Annotated in this window: 21 protein-coding genes; 13 read left to right on the top strand and 8 right to left on the bottom strand. The window is 58.8% G+C overall.

Annotated features, from left to right (window positions below):
- Window positions 1-26 precede the first annotated feature (26 nt).
- Complete coding sequence (locus J1W56_RS24210; protein WP_223615843.1) at window positions 27-1,289, top strand: amino acid deaminase; 1,263 nt, start codon at window positions 27-29, stop codon at window positions 1,287-1,289.
- A gap of 20 nt (window positions 1,290-1,309) precedes the next feature.
- Here J1W56_RS24210 and J1W56_RS24215 read toward each other — a convergent pair whose 3' ends face one another.
- On the bottom strand, window positions 1,310-2,671 hold the full coding sequence (locus tag J1W56_RS24215) for a sensor histidine kinase (protein ID WP_223615844.1): 1,362 nt from the start codon (window positions 2,669-2,671) through the stop codon (window positions 1,310-1,312).
- Entirely contained in the window at window positions 2,668-3,342 is a 675-nt protein-coding gene (locus tag J1W56_RS24220) for a response regulator transcription factor (protein ID WP_223615845.1), read from the bottom strand. The genes J1W56_RS24215 and J1W56_RS24220 overlap by 4 nt, the downstream gene beginning before the upstream one ends.
- Window positions 3,343-3,609: 267 nt before the next feature.
- Between J1W56_RS24220 and J1W56_RS24225 the strand changes: the two genes are divergently transcribed.
- Complete coding sequence (locus tag J1W56_RS24225; protein ID WP_223615846.1) at window positions 3,610-4,209, top strand: class I SAM-dependent methyltransferase; 600 nt, start codon at window positions 3,610-3,612, stop codon at window positions 4,207-4,209.
- A complete protein-coding gene (locus J1W56_RS24230; protein ID WP_223615847.1) occupies window positions 4,202-4,840 on the top strand; it encodes a DedA family protein in 639 nt (212 codons plus the stop codon). Before J1W56_RS24225 ends, J1W56_RS24230 begins: the two co-directional genes overlap by 8 nt.
- Before the next feature lie 47 nt (window positions 4,841-4,887).
- Here the strand turns inward: J1W56_RS24230 and J1W56_RS24235 are convergent, their stop codons facing one another.
- Both J1W56_RS24235 and J1W56_RS24240 read right to left on the bottom strand, forming a co-directional pair.
- Window positions 4,888-5,676 (bottom strand): COG4705 family protein, encoded by a 789-nt coding sequence (locus tag J1W56_RS24235; RefSeq protein ID WP_223615848.1) that lies wholly within the window; start codon window positions 5,674-5,676, stop codon window positions 4,888-4,890.
- 33 nt (window positions 5,677-5,709) lie between these two features.
- Window positions 5,710-5,970 (bottom strand): hypothetical protein, encoded by a 261-nt coding sequence (locus J1W56_RS24240; protein WP_223615849.1) that lies wholly within the window; start codon window positions 5,968-5,970, stop codon window positions 5,710-5,712.
- A 456-nt stretch (window positions 5,971-6,426) separates the two neighbouring features.
- Here J1W56_RS24240 and J1W56_RS24245 point away from each other — a divergent pair, with 456 nt between their 5' ends.
- From J1W56_RS24245 to J1W56_RS24260, 4 genes are read left to right on the top strand one after another with little or no spacing between them, the layout of a single operon-like run.
- Window positions 6,427-7,104, top strand: a complete 678-nt coding sequence (locus tag J1W56_RS24245; RefSeq protein ID WP_223615850.1) for a winged helix-turn-helix domain-containing protein — start codon at window positions 6,427-6,429, stop codon at window positions 7,102-7,104.
- Window positions 7,091-8,539: a HAMP domain-containing sensor histidine kinase gene (locus J1W56_RS24250; RefSeq protein ID WP_223615851.1), complete on the top strand. Its 1,449-nt coding sequence runs from the start codon at window positions 7,091-7,093 to the stop codon at window positions 8,537-8,539. Before J1W56_RS24245 ends, J1W56_RS24250 begins: the two co-directional genes overlap by 14 nt.
- Window positions 8,536-9,135, top strand: a complete 600-nt coding sequence (locus J1W56_RS24255; protein ID WP_223615852.1) for a tyrosine-protein phosphatase — start codon at window positions 8,536-8,538, stop codon at window positions 9,133-9,135. Before J1W56_RS24250 ends, J1W56_RS24255 begins: the two co-directional genes overlap by 4 nt.
- Window positions 9,136-9,159: 24 nt before the next feature.
- Window positions 9,160-9,945: an undecaprenyl-diphosphate phosphatase gene (locus J1W56_RS24260; RefSeq protein WP_223615853.1), complete on the top strand. Its 786-nt coding sequence runs from the start codon at window positions 9,160-9,162 to the stop codon at window positions 9,943-9,945.
- Here the strand turns inward: J1W56_RS24260 and J1W56_RS24265 are convergent.
- Window positions 9,931-10,839, bottom strand: coding sequence for a MurR/RpiR family transcriptional regulator (locus tag J1W56_RS24265; protein WP_223615854.1), 909 nt, complete (start codon window positions 10,837-10,839; stop codon window positions 9,931-9,933). The two genes, J1W56_RS24260 and J1W56_RS24265, sit on opposite strands and share 15 nt — an antisense overlap.
- Window positions 10,840-10,918: 79 nt before the next feature.
- Here J1W56_RS24265 and J1W56_RS24270 point away from each other — a divergent pair, with 79 nt between their 5' ends.
- Window positions 10,919-11,674: a COG4280 domain-containing protein gene (locus tag J1W56_RS24270; protein ID WP_223615855.1), complete on the top strand. Its 756-nt coding sequence runs from the start codon at window positions 10,919-10,921 to the stop codon at window positions 11,672-11,674.
- Window positions 11,671-11,892: a hypothetical protein gene (locus tag J1W56_RS24275; protein ID WP_223615856.1), complete on the top strand. Its 222-nt coding sequence runs from the start codon at window positions 11,671-11,673 to the stop codon at window positions 11,890-11,892. The genes J1W56_RS24270 and J1W56_RS24275 overlap by 4 nt, the downstream gene beginning before the upstream one ends.
- Window positions 11,893-11,939: 47 nt before the next feature.
- Here the strand turns inward: J1W56_RS24275 and J1W56_RS24280 are convergent, their stop codons facing one another.
- From J1W56_RS24280 to J1W56_RS24290, 3 genes are all read right to left on the bottom strand, one after another.
- Window positions 11,940-12,779, bottom strand: a complete 840-nt coding sequence (locus tag J1W56_RS24280) for a bifunctional allantoicase/(S)-ureidoglycine aminohydrolase (protein WP_223615857.1) — start codon at window positions 12,777-12,779, stop codon at window positions 11,940-11,942.
- 237 nt (window positions 12,780-13,016) lie between these two features.
- On the bottom strand, window positions 13,017-13,823 hold the full coding sequence (locus tag J1W56_RS24285) for an inositol monophosphatase family protein (RefSeq protein ID WP_223615858.1): 807 nt from the start codon (window positions 13,821-13,823) through the stop codon (window positions 13,017-13,019).
- Between the two features lie 8 nt (window positions 13,824-13,831).
- Window positions 13,832-14,659, bottom strand: a complete 828-nt coding sequence (locus tag J1W56_RS24290; protein ID WP_223615859.1) for an IclR family transcriptional regulator — start codon at window positions 14,657-14,659, stop codon at window positions 13,832-13,834.
- Between the two features lie 129 nt (window positions 14,660-14,788).
- Here J1W56_RS24290 and J1W56_RS24295 point away from each other — a divergent pair, with 129 nt between their 5' ends.
- The 4 genes from J1W56_RS24295 (at window position 14,789) to J1W56_RS24310 (ending at window position 18,304) form a co-directional block, all read left to right on the top strand.
- Complete coding sequence (locus J1W56_RS24295; protein ID WP_223615860.1) at window positions 14,789-15,541, top strand: MBL fold metallo-hydrolase; 753 nt, start codon at window positions 14,789-14,791, stop codon at window positions 15,539-15,541.
- An 11-nt stretch (window positions 15,542-15,552) separates the two neighbouring features.
- Entirely contained in the window at window positions 15,553-16,386 is an 834-nt protein-coding gene (locus tag J1W56_RS24300; RefSeq protein WP_223615861.1) for an ABC transporter permease, read from the top strand.
- Window positions 16,383-17,195, top strand: coding sequence for an ABC transporter permease (locus J1W56_RS24305; RefSeq protein WP_223615862.1), 813 nt, complete (start codon window positions 16,383-16,385; stop codon window positions 17,193-17,195). The genes J1W56_RS24300 and J1W56_RS24305 overlap by 4 nt, the downstream gene beginning before the upstream one ends.
- 71 nt (window positions 17,196-17,266) lie before the next feature.
- Entirely contained in the window at window positions 17,267-18,304 is a 1,038-nt protein-coding gene (locus J1W56_RS24310) for an ABC transporter substrate-binding protein (RefSeq protein WP_223615863.1), read from the top strand.
- Window positions 18,305-18,693: the final 389 nt, after the last annotated feature.

The raw sequence follows: 18,693 nt of genomic DNA on the forward strand, positions 1-18,693 counted from the left end.
TCTCGCGGCATCAAAGGGACCGGCTGATGACTTTCAACGTGGATTCGCTGGCATCGCTGATGCTGGACGACAGCTTCAAGAGTTTTCCATTCGGAAAGCGCATGCCGCTCAGCGATGTCGGCAAACAGCATTGGAACGTGCTTGCCGGCGATGTCCCGCTTCCTGCGGCGGTGATCCGTGCCGATGCGCTGGCGCATAATTCACGCTGGATGCAACGGTTTGTCTCCGATCGCGGCGCGTTGATCGCGCCCCATGTCAAAACGACCATGTGCCCGCAGATCATGGCCCGCCAGATTGCGGATGGAGCCTGGGGATTGACGGTTGCCACGGTTCACCAGATGCGCGTTTGCCGCCAGTTCGGTGCGCAGAGGATCATCCTCGCCAACCAGGCCGTGGGTGCAGCCGAGCTCAATGCCATTGCCGAAATGCTGAAGGCGCCGGACCTCGACTTCATGATGATCGTCGACAGCGTCGAAGGCGTCACCGCCGTCGCCGAAGCCGCACGGCGCAACCGTCTTGCCCGGCCGGTCAAATTGCTTGTCGAGCGCGGATACAGCGGCGGGCGCACCGGTTGCCGAACCAACGACATCGCCACCGAACTTGCGCATCACATCCGCGCCACGCCGCACGTCTGCCTGGCTGGCATTGAAGCTTTCGAGGGCTTGATCAAGGCAAAATCCGGCGCGCAGGAACAGGCCGTGACCGCCTTTGTCGCCGACATCGCCACCCTTGCGCAATCGTTCCGGGAATTGGACCTGTTCGGAACAGAGGATCCCATCGTCACCGCCGGCGGCTCATCCTACTATCACATTGTCATCGAACAGCTGGCGAAGGCGGGAATGCGCGTGGTCACGCGCAGCGGCTGCTACGTGACCCACGATTCCGGCCTGTATCACAATCACCACAACCAGCTGAAATCCGTCATCGGAGAAGAAGATGGATTGAGGCGGGCGCTGGAAATCTGGGCCTATGTGCAATCCATTCCCGAACCCGGGCTTGCCCTGCTCACGGCGGGCCGCCGCGATTGCGGCACCGACGCCGGATTACCGATACCGCTGCTCATGGCAACTGCGGAGACCGGCATTCGGGACCTTCCCGAGGGATGTCAAGTCGTCGATATCAACGACCAGCATTGTTTCATGCGCTTTGATCCCGGCTTGAAACTCGCCTACGGCGACCGTATCGGCCTGGGGATTTCGCATCCATGCACGACGTTCGACAAATGGGACATCATGTATCTCGTCGACGAGGATTATAACGTCCAGGACGTGTTCAAGACATTTTTCTAGCGGTCATTGACCTTCCGAAATCAAGCCGCCGTGCTGGAAAAACGCATCGTGAAGCAGGCGCCCTTGAGGGGGCCATTGCCGATCTCGATGGCGCCGTTGTGAAGCTGCATGATCTCCTTGACTAGGTTCAGGCCCAGGCCCGTTCCGGAACTCTGCGGCTGCAGGCGGTTGAACGGCTCGAAAACCTCTTCGCGCTTCTCCCGCGAAATTCCTGCGCCTTCATCCGCCACGACAATGGCTTTCGTTTGCAGCACCTTGACCAGGATGGTGCCTGACCCGCCGCCATGATCGATCGCGTTCTGAACCAGATTGGTGAGAGCCCGCTCGATCGACATCGGATCGCCATCCACGATCACTTCGTCGGCGTCGGGCTCGAACGACATTTCATAACCCGCTGCAAAAGCCAATGGCGCCAGATCAAGCACCACGCGTCCGGCAACACCCACCAGATCGACCGGCGCGAAAGCCACGGGTGCATGATTGAGCCGCTGCAGGTCGAGGAGTTGCCCGCTCAGGATGGCCAGCCTTGATATGTCCTGCAGGAGCTGGGTCTTCTCGGCACTTGCGGGCAATGCCGCAACGCGCGTGTTGAGGATCGCAATGGGCGTTCGAAGTTCATGCGCCGCCTGGGCCAGAAAGCGTTCATGCAAGGCATACCCCTTGTCAAGCCTGCTCAAGGCATCATTGACCGCATTGACGAGCGGACCGAGCTCCTCGGGAACTTCTGCCGTCGACAAGCGCATGCCGCGTTTGTCGTAGGCGATTTGAGCGGCTTCGTCGGCAGCCCTTTTGACCCCCTTCAATGCAAACCGCACGACCAGCGGGGTTATGGCGAGGCTGGCCACGGCCATTGCCAGGAAGAGAGGGATAATGACCGCCATCATCCCGCCGGAGACGCCGGCGATCATGCGCTTGAATGACATGCGTCCCTGCGTTCCCGTGAATATCTGCACGTTGCCGGCGGCGGTATCCTGCCATTTGACGACGGCGTCGGGCCGTTTTGGACGCCCCGGTTCATCGGCCAGACGCGCATCCGCCAGATGATCGAGCATGGCGCCTGTCGGTGCGAAGGCAGGAGGAATCTTTCCCTGCGACAGTTCATTCCCCGATTTGTCGCGGATGATGAACCAGAGATCGGCGACATCCCCGCGCAATTGCACCATATCGGGCGTATCCAGCAGAACCAGTTGACCCGCTTCATTCCGGGACAGGGCATCTTTCAGGACATCGAGATTACCACCTTCATAATCTTCGATCAGATAGCCGGAACTCCACAGGCCGCCGACAATGGCAACCAGCAGCGACAGGATGATCGCGGCTTCGAAAAGCAGCAGGCGACTGACGAGCCGCCATTTCAGCGACCGCGAACTCCACAATTTCATGCGGTCTCCCGCAGGAGATAGCCAAGACCGCGGACACCGTTGATGGTAACGCCTGCACCGGCATCGGTGAGCTTGCGGCGGACCCGCGAAATATGCGTGTCGAGCGCATTCGAATCGATTTCGTCATTCATGCCGAAGACTGCTTCCATCAGCGTGGCGCGCTGCACCATGCGCCCCATGCGCCGCATCAAGGCTTCAAGCACAAGCACCTCCCGCCTCGGCATATCGATGCGCTCGCCCTTGACCCAGGCCTCGCGGTGCCCGAAATCAAACGCGAGCTGCCCGATCTTCGCCACCTCCGGCACAAGGCTCGACGGCCGGCGCAGCAAGGCGCGGACCCGTGCCAGAAGCTCTTCATAGGCAAACGGCTTGCCAAGGTAGTCATCGGCGCCACTCTGCAACCCGGCAACACGGTCGTTCAGATCGCCTCGCGCCGTCAGGACCAGAACCGGGATGTTCTGCCCGTTTGCACGCAAGCGCGGGACCAGCGACAGTCCGTCGCCATCGGGCAACTGACGGTCGAGAACGAGAACGTCGTGCACATTATCTCTCAGCATGAATTCCGCGGCAGCGATGGTGGAGACACTATCGACAATCATATTCTGACGGGTCAGGACGTTGCACAGGGCGGCAACCATCTCCTTCTCGTCCTCAACCAGCAACACCCGCATTCCAGTCCCCCATAAGCCTGTCCGCCAACAAGATGACACAAGATAGCGTGCGTACATTGAGGCTGGCTTGCATCGGCAATCGCTTTTTCCGGCGCAACGCCAAATGTGTTCACAAGCCCGGACATGACACGCTGCCTCAATGTCGAAGCTGCAACCGTTTCCCCGTCAACGACAATTCACGCGAGGAAACAATGAAATCAATTCGACGTCACCGGTCATCGTACCGTCTGGCATGCCGCAACACCCTTTGCGCAAAAGGATCACGTCATGCCGATTGCTGATCTTCTCCCCTTTTTTCGGTCCTGGATACGCAATCCGCTGCGCACCGCCGCCATACTCCCGTCGGGAAACAGGATCTCCGCCCTGATGACCAAAGAAATCGATGCGGATATGGGTCCAGTTCTTGAGCTGGGCCCGGGGACAGGGCCGTTCACCCGTTCGCTGCTCCAAAGAGGCATACCGGAGGCAAGGCTGACGCTGGTGGAGTACAGCACCGAATTCGCCCGGTTTCTGGGAAAAAGGTTTCCGCATGCGCGTATTCTGCGCATGGATGCCGCCCGGATCGGCGATTTCAACCTGTTCGAGCCCGGCACAGTCGGTGCGGTTGTCAGCGGGTTGGGTGTTCTAACGATGCCGCCGCGACAGGTGAAGGGAATTCTCAGCGGCGCTTTCCGCTATCTTCGCCCGGATGGCGCATTTTACCAGATCACCTATGGTCCGCGCTGTCCTGTCCCGCAATACATTCTGGATCATCTGCAACTGGAGGAAAGCTTTGTCGGCAAGACGATGCGCAATATCCCCCCGGCATCGGTTTACCGGATCAAACGCCGCGCCGCAGCCGTGGAACTGGACAGCGCCAATGGATGAGCTCGGCGCCGTTTCATGGCTTCTGGGCTACGGATTCATCGGCCTTACGGGTCTGGCCGTGGTGGAAAAATTCATTCCGCTGTTTCCGTCCTATGTCCTGCTCATGCTGCTGGGTATGACGGTCGCGGACCCGCAGAACCTGATTGCCACGATTGCAGCAACCACATTGGGATCGACCATCGGTGCCTGCTGCTGGTTCGGTATCGGCCGGACATTGGGGGGTGAACGCGTGGCCCGCAAGGTCAGCCAGTATGGCAGGTTCGTGTTTCTGTCCCCCCAACTCTATGACCGCCTGACCAATGCCTACCGGCGCAATCATTTCTGGGTCACCGTGACGGGGCAAACCATCCCGACAGCGCGTGTTTATCTCGCGCTTCCCGCCGGGATATTGGGATTGGATTTCAAGATTTTTGGCGTCGCAACATTGCTTGGGAGCATGCTTTGGAACGCGCCTTTCCTCTGTCTGGGATATGTCCTGCGAACGTCTGATTATGACCCGTTTCAAGCCGCGTTCTGGGCAGCCGTTGGTCTTGTCGGGGTGGAGATGTCAATCCTTGCCATCGTTACAATCTGCAAACGCCGCATGTCCGGCAGCCCTTCCCGGCAGAGGCTTCCAGTGAAGCAGGAATAGCGATCCACTGGAAGCCTTGGCCAGGTCTGCGGGTGCGGAATGGGGCGCTAGGCGGCCTGGCTGGCGGCCTTGCGGTTGCCGCTGCGGAACATCACGGTCATGTAGACGACGATGGCGATGATGCACCCCAGGAAGATCAGGCTCGTGATGATCGTTCCGAAACCCAGGCCGCCATATTCCGTGGGCTGCGAGAGAAAATCACCGAACGATGCGCCGAGCGGGCGGGTGAAGATATAGGCGAGCCAAAACGCCACCACCGCATTGAGGTGAAAAACGAAGTAGCCAACGGCAACGAGTGCAATGATTGCCCCGAATATCAGCCCGGTCGCAGCGAACCCCAAGCCGAATTTTTCCGCGACCAGATCGCCCGCCGCAGTCCCCAGAGCGAATGTAAACAGGATCGCTAGCCAATAGAACGCTTCCCGCCGCGTTGTGAAAATCGAATGGATCGAGAGCGTCTTTTCATAGGCATACCAGACAGCAAACGTGGCGATCAGCGCCAGCGTGAAGACAATCGTGGTCACCTCCAGCGGAACATGGAAATTATCGACGAGATTGTCCGTAACGAGCGTGCCGACAATGCTGATGAGAACCACGGCTGTCCAATAGACCCAGGGAACATATTGACGCTGGCGGAACTGAAGGGCCAGCGCCAGGATCAGGACTGTGCTCATGATCAGGGAAGTGGCGGACAGGCCAAGCCCCAGATTCACCGCCAGATAGTCGGCCGCGGTTTCTCCCATGGTTACAGCCATCAGTTTGATCAGCCAAAAATCGACTTTGACCTCGGGAACGCGGTTGAGCGCCCCATAGGTTTCTTGCCTGGTGACATCCATTGTCAAGGTTCCTTCCGGTCGGTGAAAATCGGTTTATTTGCCTAGCAATTTCAAAGCTTGAGCAAAGAATTCGTCAGCGCGCTTGTCGTCGTCCGCATTGCATCGTTCGACGCCCTTGGCTTCAAGCTGGTCCACCTGCGCCTTGTCGGCTTCGTTCAGCTTCGCCGTGGCCTTGGCAGCACGGACATCCTTCAACATGTCTTCGCAAGGCGCGGGCCCGGCGGCAAAGCTTTGCGAGGTGACAAGATTGGTCGAGAGCACAAGCAGGCACAAAGGGAGGGCATATTTCTTCATCGTGGACACTCCATTGAATGATCGGTGGGGAAAAGGGCTGACAAACCGAACGCAACACATGCCGGTTCGCTGCCCGCAATTGGGTTTGTAAGTGGCGGTGCGGCGGTTCCCTCAGGAGGGAACGGTCAGGAACGAGAGCAGCAGGGCCGCCAACAGCACGGCCCCTATAAACAGGGTGGGGTATTTCGCGAGATATCGATCCATTGGGTCTCTCCAGCATGGTTTGGTCGTTGCCGGAGAGTTTGAACGGCCATTCTTACGGGCACTTCGCCCCGCCCTTACCATTTCGTAAGCGCAGGCATGCGCCGGTTTCTTACCAAACTGTAAGGTGCCGGAAAGGTGGCCGTGACGAGAAACCTGTACGCCCCATGGTAAAGGACACGAATCCACATCAAGGCATCATGTGCATTTGGTTTATGATACAGTCGATCAACACGGACGAATTCGGGACGGAACATGCGCATACTGATCATCGAGGATGACCGGCAGACTTCGGACTACATTGCCAAAGGTTTTACCGAAGCCGGACACATCGCCGAGGTGATTTCAGATGGCAGAAGCGCGCTTTCCCATGCAGCCGGCACGGAATACGATATTCTCATTGTCGACAGGATGCTTCCGGGTCTTGATGGCCTCTCTATCGTCAAGGCGCTGCGCGTGGCCGGCGTGAAGACACCGGTCCTGTTTCTCACATCGGTCGGCGGACTGGATGACCGGGTCGAAGGATTGGAGGCGGGCGGCGACGATTATCTGGTCAAGCCGTTCGCCTTTTCGGAACTGTCCGCCCGCGTCAACGCACTGCACCGGCGACCGCCTTTTCAAAGCGAGAGCAACACCGTCGCGGTCGCGGATCTGGAAGTTGATCTCATGCGCCGAACCGTAAAGCGCGGCGGCACCATCATCGATTTGCAGCCGCGGGAATTCAGACTGCTGGAAGTCCTCATCCGCAATGAAGGCCGGGTCTTGACCCGCACAATGCTGCTCGAGCGCGTCTGGGATTTCCACTTTGACCCGAAAACCAGCGTTGTCGAGACGCATATCAGCCGTCTCAGGGCAAAGATCGACAAGCCGTTTTCGTTTCCTCTGCTGCACACCATCCGAAACACCGGCTACAGCCTGCATGCGCCGCATTGACCTTCTCAAAAGCACGCCGTTCCGGCTGGCCATCATCTTTGCCACGCTCTTCATCATGTCGTTTGTCGTGGCGGGCTTCATCACGTTTCAACTGCTCAAACGGGAACTTGCCGACCATCTGGACCAGACCATCCAGGATACCTATGCGATACTGACCGCCTCCTATGGAGAGGGCGATGCCTCCGAACTGTCCGAGACGGTCACCAGCCACGTCCTGTCGTCTTCGGGCCTCGGCCGTGTCTTCCTGTTGTCGTCGAAGAACGGGCAACGCTTGGCAGGCAACATAGAGAAGGCGGATGTGCCTTCCGGCTGGTCGACGGTTGAGGGGATGCGGTTGGGCTTGGCCAATGACGAGCCCTATCGCGTCTATTCCGGCCAGGTGGACAAGCAACCGCTGATTGTCGGAATGAGTTTCAGGGAAAACGAAGAATTTCTGCGGATTGTTTTCATCAGTTTTGCCTGGGCCAGCGTCATGGTTTTGATCCTTGCCGCGGCGGGCGGTGTTTTTCTGGCGTCGCGCGTGCAGAAGCGCCTGGAAACGGTTGCATCGACCATGCGCAAGGTCGGCTCCGGCAAGCTCGACGTGCGCATTCCGCTGGTCGGGAACGGCGACGATATCGACCGCCTTTCGGAGCAGGTCAACCAGGCCCTCGGCCGGGTAAGTTCGCTGGTGGAAGGCATGCGCCAGGTCAGCACCGACATCGCCCACGATCTCAAGACACCCCTCAACAGACTGTCCCTGACCATCAGCCAGGCCATCGACAGGGCGGGCCGGGGGTCGTCGATTGTCGCCGATCTCAAGCGGGCGCAGGACGAAAGCCATCGCATCAACGCGACATTTGATGCCCTCCTGCGCATCGCGCAGATCGAGGCCGGATCGCGGCGGTCACGGTTTTCCGAGATCGATCTGCGGGAATGCCTTGAAACGATCATGGAGGTTTACGCCGATGTTGCCGATGATCGAAAACAGCAATTGCGGCTATCGCTCGAACCGAATGTTGCATTTACGATGACGGGCGACCGTGAGCTGCTTATTCAGCTCTTCGCCAATCTGGTTGAGAATTCGATACGCCACAGCCCGGAGGGGGCGCAAATCTGGATCAACGCAACCCGTTCAAACGCCGCGATCAATGTCGACGTTGCTGATAATGGCCCGGGAATCCCTGTTGAAGAACGCGACAGGGTCTTCCAACGGCTTTACCGTCTCGATAAAAGCCGGACGACACCCGGCACGGGGCTGGGTTTGAGTCTGGTCAAGGCTATTCTCGACCTCCACCAGGCGAGTATTGCGTTGCAAGACAATGCTCCGGGGCTGCGGGTAAAATTGTCGTTCCCGGTTGTTCCGCCTTACAACCGCCCTGATCTGGCTGCGACTACGGCCCGCGCAAAGCAATCATTCATGTCAAACCCATCTGCGGAGAACAACAGCCAATGAAGCAGCACACGCATTCGGCTCGTCGCGGCAGTTGGCGAAAACTTCTCAAAGGCAGCGGCGCGGTGCTGCTTGTCGCGGTGCTGGGCGTCGGCGGCTATTACGGCACCATGCGGTGGCAGGGCAATTTCCATACGACAATCCCCGGCGAACTTTACAGGTCGGCCCAGCCGACGCCGTCGCAGATCGCGTTCTACAAGAAGACCTATGGCATCAAGACCATCATCAATCTGCGCGGTGAAAATACCGGCACGGGCTGGTATGACAAGGAAGTGCTCGCCGCCAGGGATCTTGGGGTCAAGCATGTCGACTTCCGCATGTCGTCGCGGGAAATCCTCTCGCAGGATGACGCCGCAGCTTTGCTCGCCGTGATGAAGCAAGCCGAAAAGCCGGTGCTGATCCATTGCGAAGGCGGGGCCGACCGGACCGGGCTGGCCGCGGCCCTTTACATCGCGGCAATCTCGCACGGTGGCGAAGAACACGCGGAATCGCAGTTTTCTCCGCTGTTCGGTCATTTCTCGGTTTGGGGCAACCCTGCCTATGCGATGGACATCACGTTCGAAAAACTCGAACCTTGGCTTGGCTTCCCCGATTCGTAACCCTCTCATCTCTAGGCGCGCAAAATGGATATTCTCAATTCGGTCATCCTGGGAATTATTGAAGGCATCACGGAGTTCCTCCCGATTTCCAGCACCGGCCATCTTCTGATCGCCGAGCATTGGCTGGGGCAAAGGTCGGACCTTTTCAATATCGTCATTCAGGCCGGTGCCATACTGGCGGTGACCATCGTGTACTGGCGGCGGATATGGTCCCTCGCATTCGGGCTCCATCTGCCGGAAAACCGCGCCTATGTCGGCAAGCTGCTTCTGGCATTTCTGATAACCGCCGCTTTGGGGCTTATCGCAAAGAAGCTGGGCTTCAAACTGCCGGAGACCCTGCAACCGGTCGCGTGGGCGCTGATCATCGGTGGCCTGTGGATGCTGGTGGCCGAATGGCTTGCGGCAAAACAGCCGGACCGGACCGAAGTGACGTGGCTGGTCGCCATTCTCGTCGGTATCGCACAGATCGTGGCCGGCATATTCCCCGGCACCTCCCGGTCAGCCGCCACCATTTTCATTGCCATGCTGGCCGGAACCAGCAACCGCGCAGCGGCAACCGAGTTTGCATTTCTCGTGGGCATCCCGACGATGTATGCAGCCAGCGCTTATGAATTGTACGGCCAGTGGAAAACCGGTGGCGGCAATGAGGACTGGGGCGCCCTGGGCATAGCGTTCGTCGTGTCGACCATCACCGCATTCGTCGCGGTCAAATGGCTGCTCAACTACATACGTTCAAACCGCTTCACGGCTTTCGCGATCTACCGCATTCTCTTCGGGCTTGTCCTGCTCGGTGTCTCAGTGCTTGCCTGATCTGCCGCCTTTGTGGAGACGATGCATAAGCCTGACATCGTCTCCGGCCAGCTCCGAACGCAACAGATTGAGAAGTTCAAGCTTTTCAATCACCGCCTTCGGCTGAAAGGTCGCAAGGCCGACGATGATCGCCTCGATGAACGCCAGCGTCGCCGTGTGCATGCTGAAGGCATCGGTCTTTCCGCGCGGGATCGTGAGCGTCATATCAACTCTTGGGCCCAGCTGGCTCTCCAGCGTATCCGTCACCAGTATTTTTCCGGCATTCACGCGGTCCGCATGATCGACAAGCACGTCGAGTTCCGAATAGACCCGCCCATAGGCCATGATGAAAAGCAAATCGCCCGTCTCCATCGGCAGGAGCTGATCCGCCAGCAGAAGACCGGTCGCCGTCACTGCCCGCGCCCGCAAGCCAAACCGCGTCAGCTGGGTCGCGAAGTAAACGGCAAGCGCGCTCGTGGGGCCGATGCCGAAAATGACGATCTCGCGCGCCCCGGCCAGCCTTGTCACCAGCGCAACGTAATCATCCACCGGCACATTCTCGCTGATCGCTTCGATAGCCTGGATGTGAGCCCTTTGCGTGTCTTCAAACGCCTTCTTCAGATCTCCCCCGGTTTCCCTGATGGTCTGGGTGATCCGCTCTGCCGGGTTGTCCTGCGTCTTAAGATCATCGGCAATGGCGCGGCGCAGGGCATCAAGCCCGTCGAAACCGAGAGCCTTGGCGGTGCGGATGACGGTCGCGTCACTGGTACCCAGAGTCCTGGCAAGTTCCATCGCGGACATAACCAGCACCTGATGCCTGTTTGCGGCGAAATAGGTTGCGACCCGCCGCTCCGTCTGGCTCAGCGGAAGAGAGCCGTCATGAACCGGCAGAAAGATGGAACGTGCTCCGGACAACCTGTTCTCCATTGACATTTGTCGTATTTACTACATTATCACGTGCAATGTAGTAAATACAACCAAGCGACTCATCATCATGGACAGTATCTCGTGGAGCATAGCGGGACCAGCAATCGGCGCGGCCTTCCTGGCCTCCGTTGTCGAGGTCGTTGAGGCGTTCACCATCGTTTTGGCGGTCGGTGTCCTCAGGGGCTGGCGCCCCGCCATCGCCGGGACCCTTGCGGGCCTGGCGGTCCTTGCAATCATCGTCGCCGGTCTGGGACCGCTGCTCGATCAGGTTCCGCTGCATGGTCTGCAACTGGTCATCGGCGTTCTGCTCCTGCTGTTCGGCATGGGCTGGCTGCGCAAGGCCATCCTCCGGTCGGCAGGCATTGTTCCCCTACACGACGAGCTTGCCGCATTTCAGGCGGAAAAAGCCAATCTCGACAAAGAGGCACAGACGCATGGCACCTCGCTCGATTGGATCGCCGGCATAACGGCATTCAAGGCCATTCTCCTCGAGGGGCTTGAAGTCGTGTTCATCGTGATCGCCGTCGGCTCCGGTCGCGGCCTCGTCGGCCCGGCTGCGCTTGGGGCACTGGCCGCGTGCGTGCTCGTGTTGCTGGTGGGCGCTGTTGTCCACAAGCCCCTGTCGCGTGTTCCGGAAAACACCATGAAGTTCGGCGTCGGGGTCATGCTGTCCTCCTTCGGCGTGTTCTGGACCGGAGAAGGCCTGGGCATCGCCTGGCCGGGACAGGACCTGACATTGCTGCTTTTCGCCGCCCTCTTCCTTCTGACGGGAATCGCGATGGCCTATATCCTTGGCACAAGGAAGCAGGAGATTTCCCGATGAATATTCTGAAGGAAGTGTTTGCGGAACTCTACAAGATGTTCCTCGGCGATGCCAAGCTGACGGCGGCCACCTGTGTCGTGGTGGCGGCGACGGCGGCCATCATCAGATGGGTGCCTGCCGTGAATACGGCCATCGTCGGATATCTGTTTCTGGCGGGATGCCTGGCGACGCTGATTATCGTCACGACCGCAGCCGCGGTCCGTTCACGCCGGCCATAACCGGACACGCCTGCGGGTGTCCGGCCACTATTTCATTCGCCTTTGCTTCAGCGCTGCCTGGGACGCAGCGTCAGTTTCATGTGGCGGTTGACATCCTTGTAGAGCAGGTAGCGGAAAGGCTGCGGGCCACCGGCATAGCAGGCCTGCGGGCAGAATGCGCGCAGCCACATGAAGTCGCCGGCTTCCACCTCGACCCAATCCTGATTGAGACGATAGACGGCCTTGCCTTCCAGCACATAGAGGCCATGTTCCATGACGTGCGTCTCGGCAAACGGGATAACGGCGCCCGGCAGCAGCGTGACAATGGTCACGTGCATGTCGTGCCGCACATCGGCCGGATCGACGAAACGCGTCGTCGCCCATCTGCCATCCGTGTCCGGCATGACCGATGGCGCAATGTCGTTTTCATTGAGCACAAGCGGCGTGGGCAGGTCGATGCCGTCGACGGCCTCGTAGGATTTGCGTATCCAGTGAAAACGCACGAACGTATCTGTTGTATTCACAACGGACCAATCGGTTGCAGGCGGGATAAACGCATATCCACCCGGCTGCATGGTGTGGGTCTTGCCGGCAAGCGTCAGTTGCAGCGCGCCCTCGACGATGAACAGCACCCCTTCCGCGTCCGGGTCCAGCTCCGGGCGGGCACTGCCGCCGCCGGGTGCGACTTCCATGATGTACTGCGAGAAGGTTTCCGCAAAGCCGGACAATGGTCGTGCCAGAACCCAGCAACGGGTCTTGTCCCAAAACGGCAGAACACTGGTGACGATATCCTGCATCACCCCCTTCGGCAGGACGGCATAGGCCTCGGTGAATACGGCACGGCCCGTCAGCAGCTGGCTTTGCGAGGGATGTCCGCCTTGGGGTGCATAATAGGTGTTTCGGGACATAGGAGACTCCTCAGCTTGTCCAATAATGTTTGAGCGCCAGATGCGCAATTCCGTGGGCCAGTGTTACCCGCTCCTATGAACCATCTTGCAAATGAAGCAAACTCCCAATCCCTAGCAGAATCCCATTGAAATCACATGGGTTGATCAGCGCCGCTCACGCGGCGATTCCGCCCATAGTAAATCAACCGGATGCGCAGCATTTTCAAAATGATATTGAAGATGTTTTGACGATTTCGTCTACGACATTTTGTCCAAGCGGTCGCTGGCGCCATTCATGGCTTCCTGCAACTGCCTCGCAAGCCCGCGTGTACAGGCACGGACCGGCAGCCCCTTCTGCCCATTGCCTTCAAGGGGAAACGGATCGGCATACCCGCCGGCTTCTTCCACAAGCAGCAAACCGGCAAGCACATCCCAGGCAAAGAGATGCGCCTCGACATAGCCGTCAATGCGCCCTGCGGCGACCTGAGCCAGGCCGCGCGCCGCTGAACCGAATTGAACGCACTCGCACCCCGCATCGAGCAGACGCGCCATCAAGGCCAGATAGTCGCTTGACGATGTCCTTCTGGAATAGCCCGCTTCAACCGCCGCTCGCCCCATCGTCGCGGTTGTGCTCACCCGCATGCGCTCGCCATTGCAGAACGCCCCATGGCCACGGCGCGCAACAAACAATTCCTCAACCACGGGATCAAACACCACGCCGATCCGCGTATCGCCATTGAGGCTGAAAGCAATTGAGATGGCAAAGCCGGCGATGCCACGGGCAAAATTTCCTGTGCCGTCGATGGGATCGACAACCCACACCTGCGCGCTGATGTCTCCTCCGGACTCCTCGGTCAAAATGCCGTCATCCGGAAATCGGCTTTGGATCGCATTGCGGATGAGAGCATCGATTGCGTGATCCGCTGCGGTAACCAGGTCCTGCGGCCCCTTCTCGATGATCCTGAGACCGTCAGACCTGCGGAAGTGGCGCATGGCAACCGCACCCGCCTGCTGCGCCAATGAAACCGCGAAATCGTAACGCGCGGAAAGCGCGGCATCGCTCATGGCAACATTCATGGTTTTGCTATGCCTGTCCGTGATTTCATGCGCCAGGCCGCGGCAGACGGCAGGCCGCCCAGTGCTGCAGCAATACGGTCGGCATGTTCGATGAGCGATCGCGCCATCGCCGGTACGGCGGCATCCGGCAGCAGCTGTTTCAAAGTCGTCACGCTGATCGCCCCCACGGCAGCTCCATCATGTCCGAAGACACCGGCGGCGACGCAGACCACGCCTTCGTGATCTTCCTCGTCATCAATCGCATAATGCCGCTCGGTCACGAGATCGAGCGCAGCGCTCAATGCCGGTATCGAGCTGAGCGTCTTGGCGGTCCGTGCGGGGTATCCGACACGCTCCAGAATGGTCACCGCATCGTCGCGCGCCATGGCCGCAAGAAAGATCTTGCCGACTGCCGAACAATGCGGCCGTTCGCGTCGGCCAAGCGCCGCTTCGAATCGAATGGCATCGGGGGCATCGGCCCTGCCGATCACCACAGCCGCATCCTCGTCCCATATGGCAACGCGCGAGGTGATGCCTATCGACTGCGTCAACTGGCGCAGAACCGGCATTGCGACATCGGCGATCCCCGTTCCGCTGATGGCGAGATCCCCAAGGCGCACCAAGGCAAGGCCGAGCAGATAGCGCCGCGTCATCCCCTCGCCCACATCCGTCACGATGCCACGTGCCTTCAGCGTCAGCAGAATGGCATAGGCCGCCGCTTTCGTGATGCCGACATCCCGCGCAAGGTCAGTCAGACGCGCGCCCTCCCGCCCCGACCCCGCGATCTTGTCGACGATATCCAGCGCTCGTCCCACGCTCTGCACCCGGTAGAGATCTTCAGCCATTGCGCACAATTCCTCCTACCTGTCATTAAACAGACACGTGTTAATAGTAAACACTGTTTCGTAATAAAAAACAAATCCTATCCAAGCAATCTCTTCGTGCCAAAGACAGGATGCTACCAGGAATGAATCATGCACGTGACAGTACTCGGAGCAGGCACCGTCCTTCCCTGCGCCAACCGCAGCCCATCTGGTTACCTCGTTAATATCGCCGAAGAACGGCTGGTGTTTGATATGGGAGCAGGAACGCTGGCGCGCCTGCATTCGGCAGGGTTCAGCTACCGCGACCTCGACAAGGTTTTTATCTCCCACCTGCATTCCGACCATGTGCTCGATCTCATCGCCTTGCTGCAGGCTTTCAATGCCACACCCGGATGGACCCGCACGGCACCCCTCACCCTCATGGGCTGCAAGGGTTTGAGCGATTTCGTTGCCGGCATCATGAACCTGTTCGATGGCACGGTGCCGGAAAACTACGAACTGAATATCGTCGAATTGCCTACCGGCCGGCATGATTTTCCCGGCTTCGCCATCGAAACAGCACTGACCGGCCACACGGACAACAGCCTGGCATTCCGGCTTGAAGCCAATGACGGGGTCTTTGTTTATTCCGGCGATGCAATCGAAAGCGTCGCCCTTGCCGGACTGGCCCGCAAGGCAGACCTTTTCGCCTGCGAGTGCTCCTTCCCCACAGGTTTTGTCACGGCGGATCATCTCACAGCCGATGGCGTTGGCCGCCTCGCAGCGTCTGCCGGGGTAAAACGCGTGCTGCTTACACATCTCTATCCGGATACGAATGACGACGAGGTGGCGCGGCAAGTCAGTTCCCTGTTTGACGGCGACGTCATCGTGGCGCGTGACGGCACGGTGGTGGTGCTGCCGTGAAGAGGATTGGGTTGGGAAAGCTCAACCGCACCTGGTTGGGCCTTCTGCCGCTGCTGGCATTCGTCAGTGCCTTCGAAATCCTGCCGGTCCTCATGCTGGTGAAGTCGAGTTTGAGCGGGCCGGACGGCTTGCTGCTGGGCAATTTTGCGCGGACATTGACGCCATCCATCGCCACAGCCTTCGCCAACAGCCTGCAATTGTCGCTCGCAACGGCCCTGGGCGGGACTCTTTTGGGGACGATCATCGCCTATGCCATTGCCACATCCTCCAACGCCACCGTCCGGCTTTCGCTGACCGCCCTTGCCAATGTCACAGCAAATTTCGGGGGTGCCCCGCTTGCCTTTGCCTTTGTCATCACGCTTGGCTCAACCGGCTTCATCACGATCCTGTTGGGCTATGCCGGTATCGACCTCTATCCCGGTTTCCGGATTTATTCGATCGGCGGCCTGGGTATTGCTTACCTCTATTTCCAGCTGCCGCTGGCCATTCTGCTCGTCATCCCCGCGCTGAAGGGGCTGCGACGGGAGTGGCGGGAAGCAGCGGAATGCCTCGGCGCTTCCGGCCTGCAATATTGGACCGGCATCGGACTGCCCATTCTCGCGCCGGCCATGCTGGCAAGTTTTTTCCTGTTGTTCGCCAATGCCTTCGGCGCCTATGCGACCGCGTGGACCCTCACCGGTTCCGACGTCAATATCATCCCTGTGCAGATCGCCGCCCTGATACGCGGCGAGGTGAAGCTTGACCCGGCACTGGCTGATGCGCTTGCGGTTCTTTCCCTGCTTGTCATGGGAAGCTGCCTCGTTGCCTATCAGCATTTCATGCGCCGCATGAGGCATGCGGCATGACCATGAAATCGCTCACGTGGCGGGCGCCGGTCATCGGTTCCTTCATCGCGTTCATGATCGTGCCGGTCATCGCAACGGCACTGTTTTCCGTCGCAACCCGCTGGGACCGGACCCTGTGGCCGGAAGGACTGACACTGAACTGGTGGATCAAGGTTTCATCGCGCTCGGCTTTCCTCGATACGCTGATGAATTCGCTCTGGCTTTCCGCACTGTCTGTCCTGGTTTCACTGATCCTTGTGGTGCCTGCGGCCTATCTCGTCCATGCGCGCATGCCGCGGGCCAAGCCATGGCTGGAATTCCTGTCGCTCGTACCCTTTTCCCTGTCGGGGGTGGTGCTGGCGCTTGCTCTCATCCGCCTCTATTCAAAGCTGCCGCTGCCCCTCGTCAACACGCCCAATCTTCTGATTGCGGCCTATGTCATCATCACGCTGCCGTTCATGTACCGCGCGGTGATGAATGCCCTTGAAAGCGTCGATACGAACAGGCTTTCAGAGGCGGCCCAAAGCCTTGGTGCCAACCCCGCGCAGGTTCTGCTGCGGGTTATCGTGCCCAACATCGCACCTGGCATTGTCAACGGCAGCCTGCTGGTCTTTTCCACGGCCTTCGCCGAGTTCGTCCTTGCCAATCTGCTGACCGGCACGCGCTTCAAGACCTTTCCGATCTATCTCGTCGAGTTCACGCGTTCCGATGCCCGGCAGGCAAGCGCCCTTGCCTTCATGAGCTTTGCATTCGCCTGGCTCATTTCGCTTGCCATCCTGTGGAGTGCAACGCGGGTTCGCCAGAACGCGAGAGCCGATACCCCGCACTGAACGCAAACACCGACATGCACGCCGCAAGCGGGAGCGGCGTGTATTGAACAAACCCGCCTCTGGAGAAAACCATGACCAAGAAACGCGTTACCATGATCATCGGCGCTGCCGTCTTCAGCGCCCAGCTTCTGCCGGCGATGGCCGACGACAAGCTCGCCGCCGCCAAGAAGGAAGGCCAATATGTCAGCTATGGCATGTCGGATGACTGGGTCAATCTCGGTACCATCTTCGCCAATATTGAAAGCAAATACGCGCTCAAGCATGTCGATACCGACATGACGTCGGCGGAGCAGATAACGCACCTTCTCGCGGAGAAGGATGCACCTGTCATGGATATTGCCGATATCGGCTACGATTTCACCGCGCGTCTGCTGGAGAACGGCCTGGCTGCCAGCTACAAGAATACCTCGTGGGACAGCATAAAGCCGCAATACAAGGACCCCGAAGGCCGTTGGGCCGCATCCTATTGGGGCGCCATCGCTTTCCTTGTCAACATGGACAAGGTGAAAGAGCTGCCGCAGACCTGGAATGACCTGCTCAAGCCGCAATACAAGGACATGGTCTGCAGCCGCGATCCGCGCATCTCGACCTATGCAACAGCCTCCGTCCTTGCCGCAGCCTACGCCAATGGCGGCAGCGAGGCCAATGTGCAGCCCGGCCTTGACTGGTTCAAAACACTGCGCGACAGCGGCAACCTGCGCAACGGTGTTGTCCTGAATGTCGGCTCCGTGCAAAAGGGCGAATGCCCGATTTCCCTGGTCTATGATTTTGACGGCTTTGCCAAGCGCGATGCCACCGGCTTGCCGCTCAAGGTCATCATTCCCGCCGACGGTACCGTTGGAATGCTGTTCGCCCAGTACATCAGTTCGGTCGCACCGCACCCGAACGCGGCAAAGGTTGCCATCGACTATCTGTTCTCCAATGAAGGACAGCTGCTCCTCGCCCAGGGCTATGCTCATCCGACCCGGGACATCGCGCTGCCAGACGACGTGAAGACGAAAATGCTGCCGGCCAGCGCCTATGAGAAAGTGCGTTTTCCAACCAATTTGACCAGCTTCTCCGGCGCGATCAAGGCGATTGCCGATGGTTGGGATAAACTCGCAAAATAGTTGCTTCCAGCACAGAAGCGAACCGTGCGCTTACGTTGGTAAGCGCACGGTTTCATTATTTAATTTATCATGAAAACATGACATCTATTTAATATATATCTATAATTTCCATTTCATTGGTGAAAATAAATTCCTAAAGCCGTACATGAAGACACACATATCCGCCGGAGGCGCGAAGTGGCCGGTTCGGGAATATGATATCAAATATTTATGTCTGTCAGAATTCGTTCTATTGCATTATGGGCAATCAAATGAGAATGCTTGTTCCCATGAGTCGCGTTTGAGTCCGCAAGGAATTTGTTCCGATGCCTCGTTCAATGCTGAGCCCCGCTTTGCCGATGTACATTTCAAAATAATCCATCGCACCCGTCGAAACCTCCCGTGATGGT

Source organism: Phyllobacterium calauticae (assembly GCF_019991125.1).
Taxonomy (GTDB): Bacteria; Pseudomonadota; Alphaproteobacteria; order Rhizobiales; family Rhizobiaceae; genus Phyllobacterium; species Phyllobacterium calauticae.

Coding starts and splice junctions, on each gene's coding strand:
- J1W56_RS24210 (WP_223615843.1), top strand. CDS start 27: ATGACTTTCAACGTGGATTCGCTGGCATCGCTGATGCTGGACGACAGC.
- J1W56_RS24215 (WP_223615844.1), bottom strand. CDS start 2,671: ATGAAATTGTGGAGTTCGCGGTCGCTGAAATGGCGGCTCGTCAGTCGC.
- J1W56_RS24220 (WP_223615845.1), bottom strand. CDS start 3,342: ATGCGGGTGTTGCTGGTTGAGGACGAGAAGGAGATGGTTGCCGCCCTG.
- J1W56_RS24225 (WP_223615846.1), top strand. CDS start 3,610: ATGCCGATTGCTGATCTTCTCCCCTTTTTTCGGTCCTGGATACGCAAT.
- J1W56_RS24230 (WP_223615847.1), top strand. CDS start 4,202: ATGGATGAGCTCGGCGCCGTTTCATGGCTTCTGGGCTACGGATTCATC.
- J1W56_RS24235 (WP_223615848.1), bottom strand. CDS start 5,676: ATGGATGTCACCAGGCAAGAAACCTATGGGGCGCTCAACCGCGTTCCC.
- J1W56_RS24240 (WP_223615849.1), bottom strand. CDS start 5,970: ATGAAGAAATATGCCCTCCCTTTGTGCCTGCTTGTGCTCTCGACCAAT.
- J1W56_RS24245 (WP_223615850.1), top strand. CDS start 6,427: ATGCGCATACTGATCATCGAGGATGACCGGCAGACTTCGGACTACATT.
- J1W56_RS24250 (WP_223615851.1), top strand. CDS start 7,091: ATGCGCCGCATTGACCTTCTCAAAAGCACGCCGTTCCGGCTGGCCATC.
- J1W56_RS24255 (WP_223615852.1), top strand. CDS start 8,536: ATGAAGCAGCACACGCATTCGGCTCGTCGCGGCAGTTGGCGAAAACTT.
- J1W56_RS24260 (WP_223615853.1), top strand. CDS start 9,160: ATGGATATTCTCAATTCGGTCATCCTGGGAATTATTGAAGGCATCACG.
- J1W56_RS24270 (WP_223615855.1), top strand. CDS start 10,919: ATGGACAGTATCTCGTGGAGCATAGCGGGACCAGCAATCGGCGCGGCC.
- J1W56_RS24275 (WP_223615856.1), top strand. CDS start 11,671: ATGAATATTCTGAAGGAAGTGTTTGCGGAACTCTACAAGATGTTCCTC.
- J1W56_RS24280 (WP_223615857.1), bottom strand. CDS start 12,779: ATGTCCCGAAACACCTATTATGCACCCCAAGGCGGACATCCCTCGCAA.
- J1W56_RS24285 (WP_223615858.1), bottom strand. CDS start 13,823: ATGAGCGATGCCGCGCTTTCCGCGCGTTACGATTTCGCGGTTTCATTG.
- J1W56_RS24290 (WP_223615859.1), bottom strand. CDS start 14,659: ATGGCTGAAGATCTCTACCGGGTGCAGAGCGTGGGACGAGCGCTGGAT.
- J1W56_RS24295 (WP_223615860.1), top strand. CDS start 14,789: ATGCACGTGACAGTACTCGGAGCAGGCACCGTCCTTCCCTGCGCCAAC.
- J1W56_RS24305 (WP_223615862.1), top strand. CDS start 16,383: ATGACCATGAAATCGCTCACGTGGCGGGCGCCGGTCATCGGTTCCTTC.
- J1W56_RS24310 (WP_223615863.1), top strand. CDS start 17,267: ATGACCAAGAAACGCGTTACCATGATCATCGGCGCTGCCGTCTTCAGC.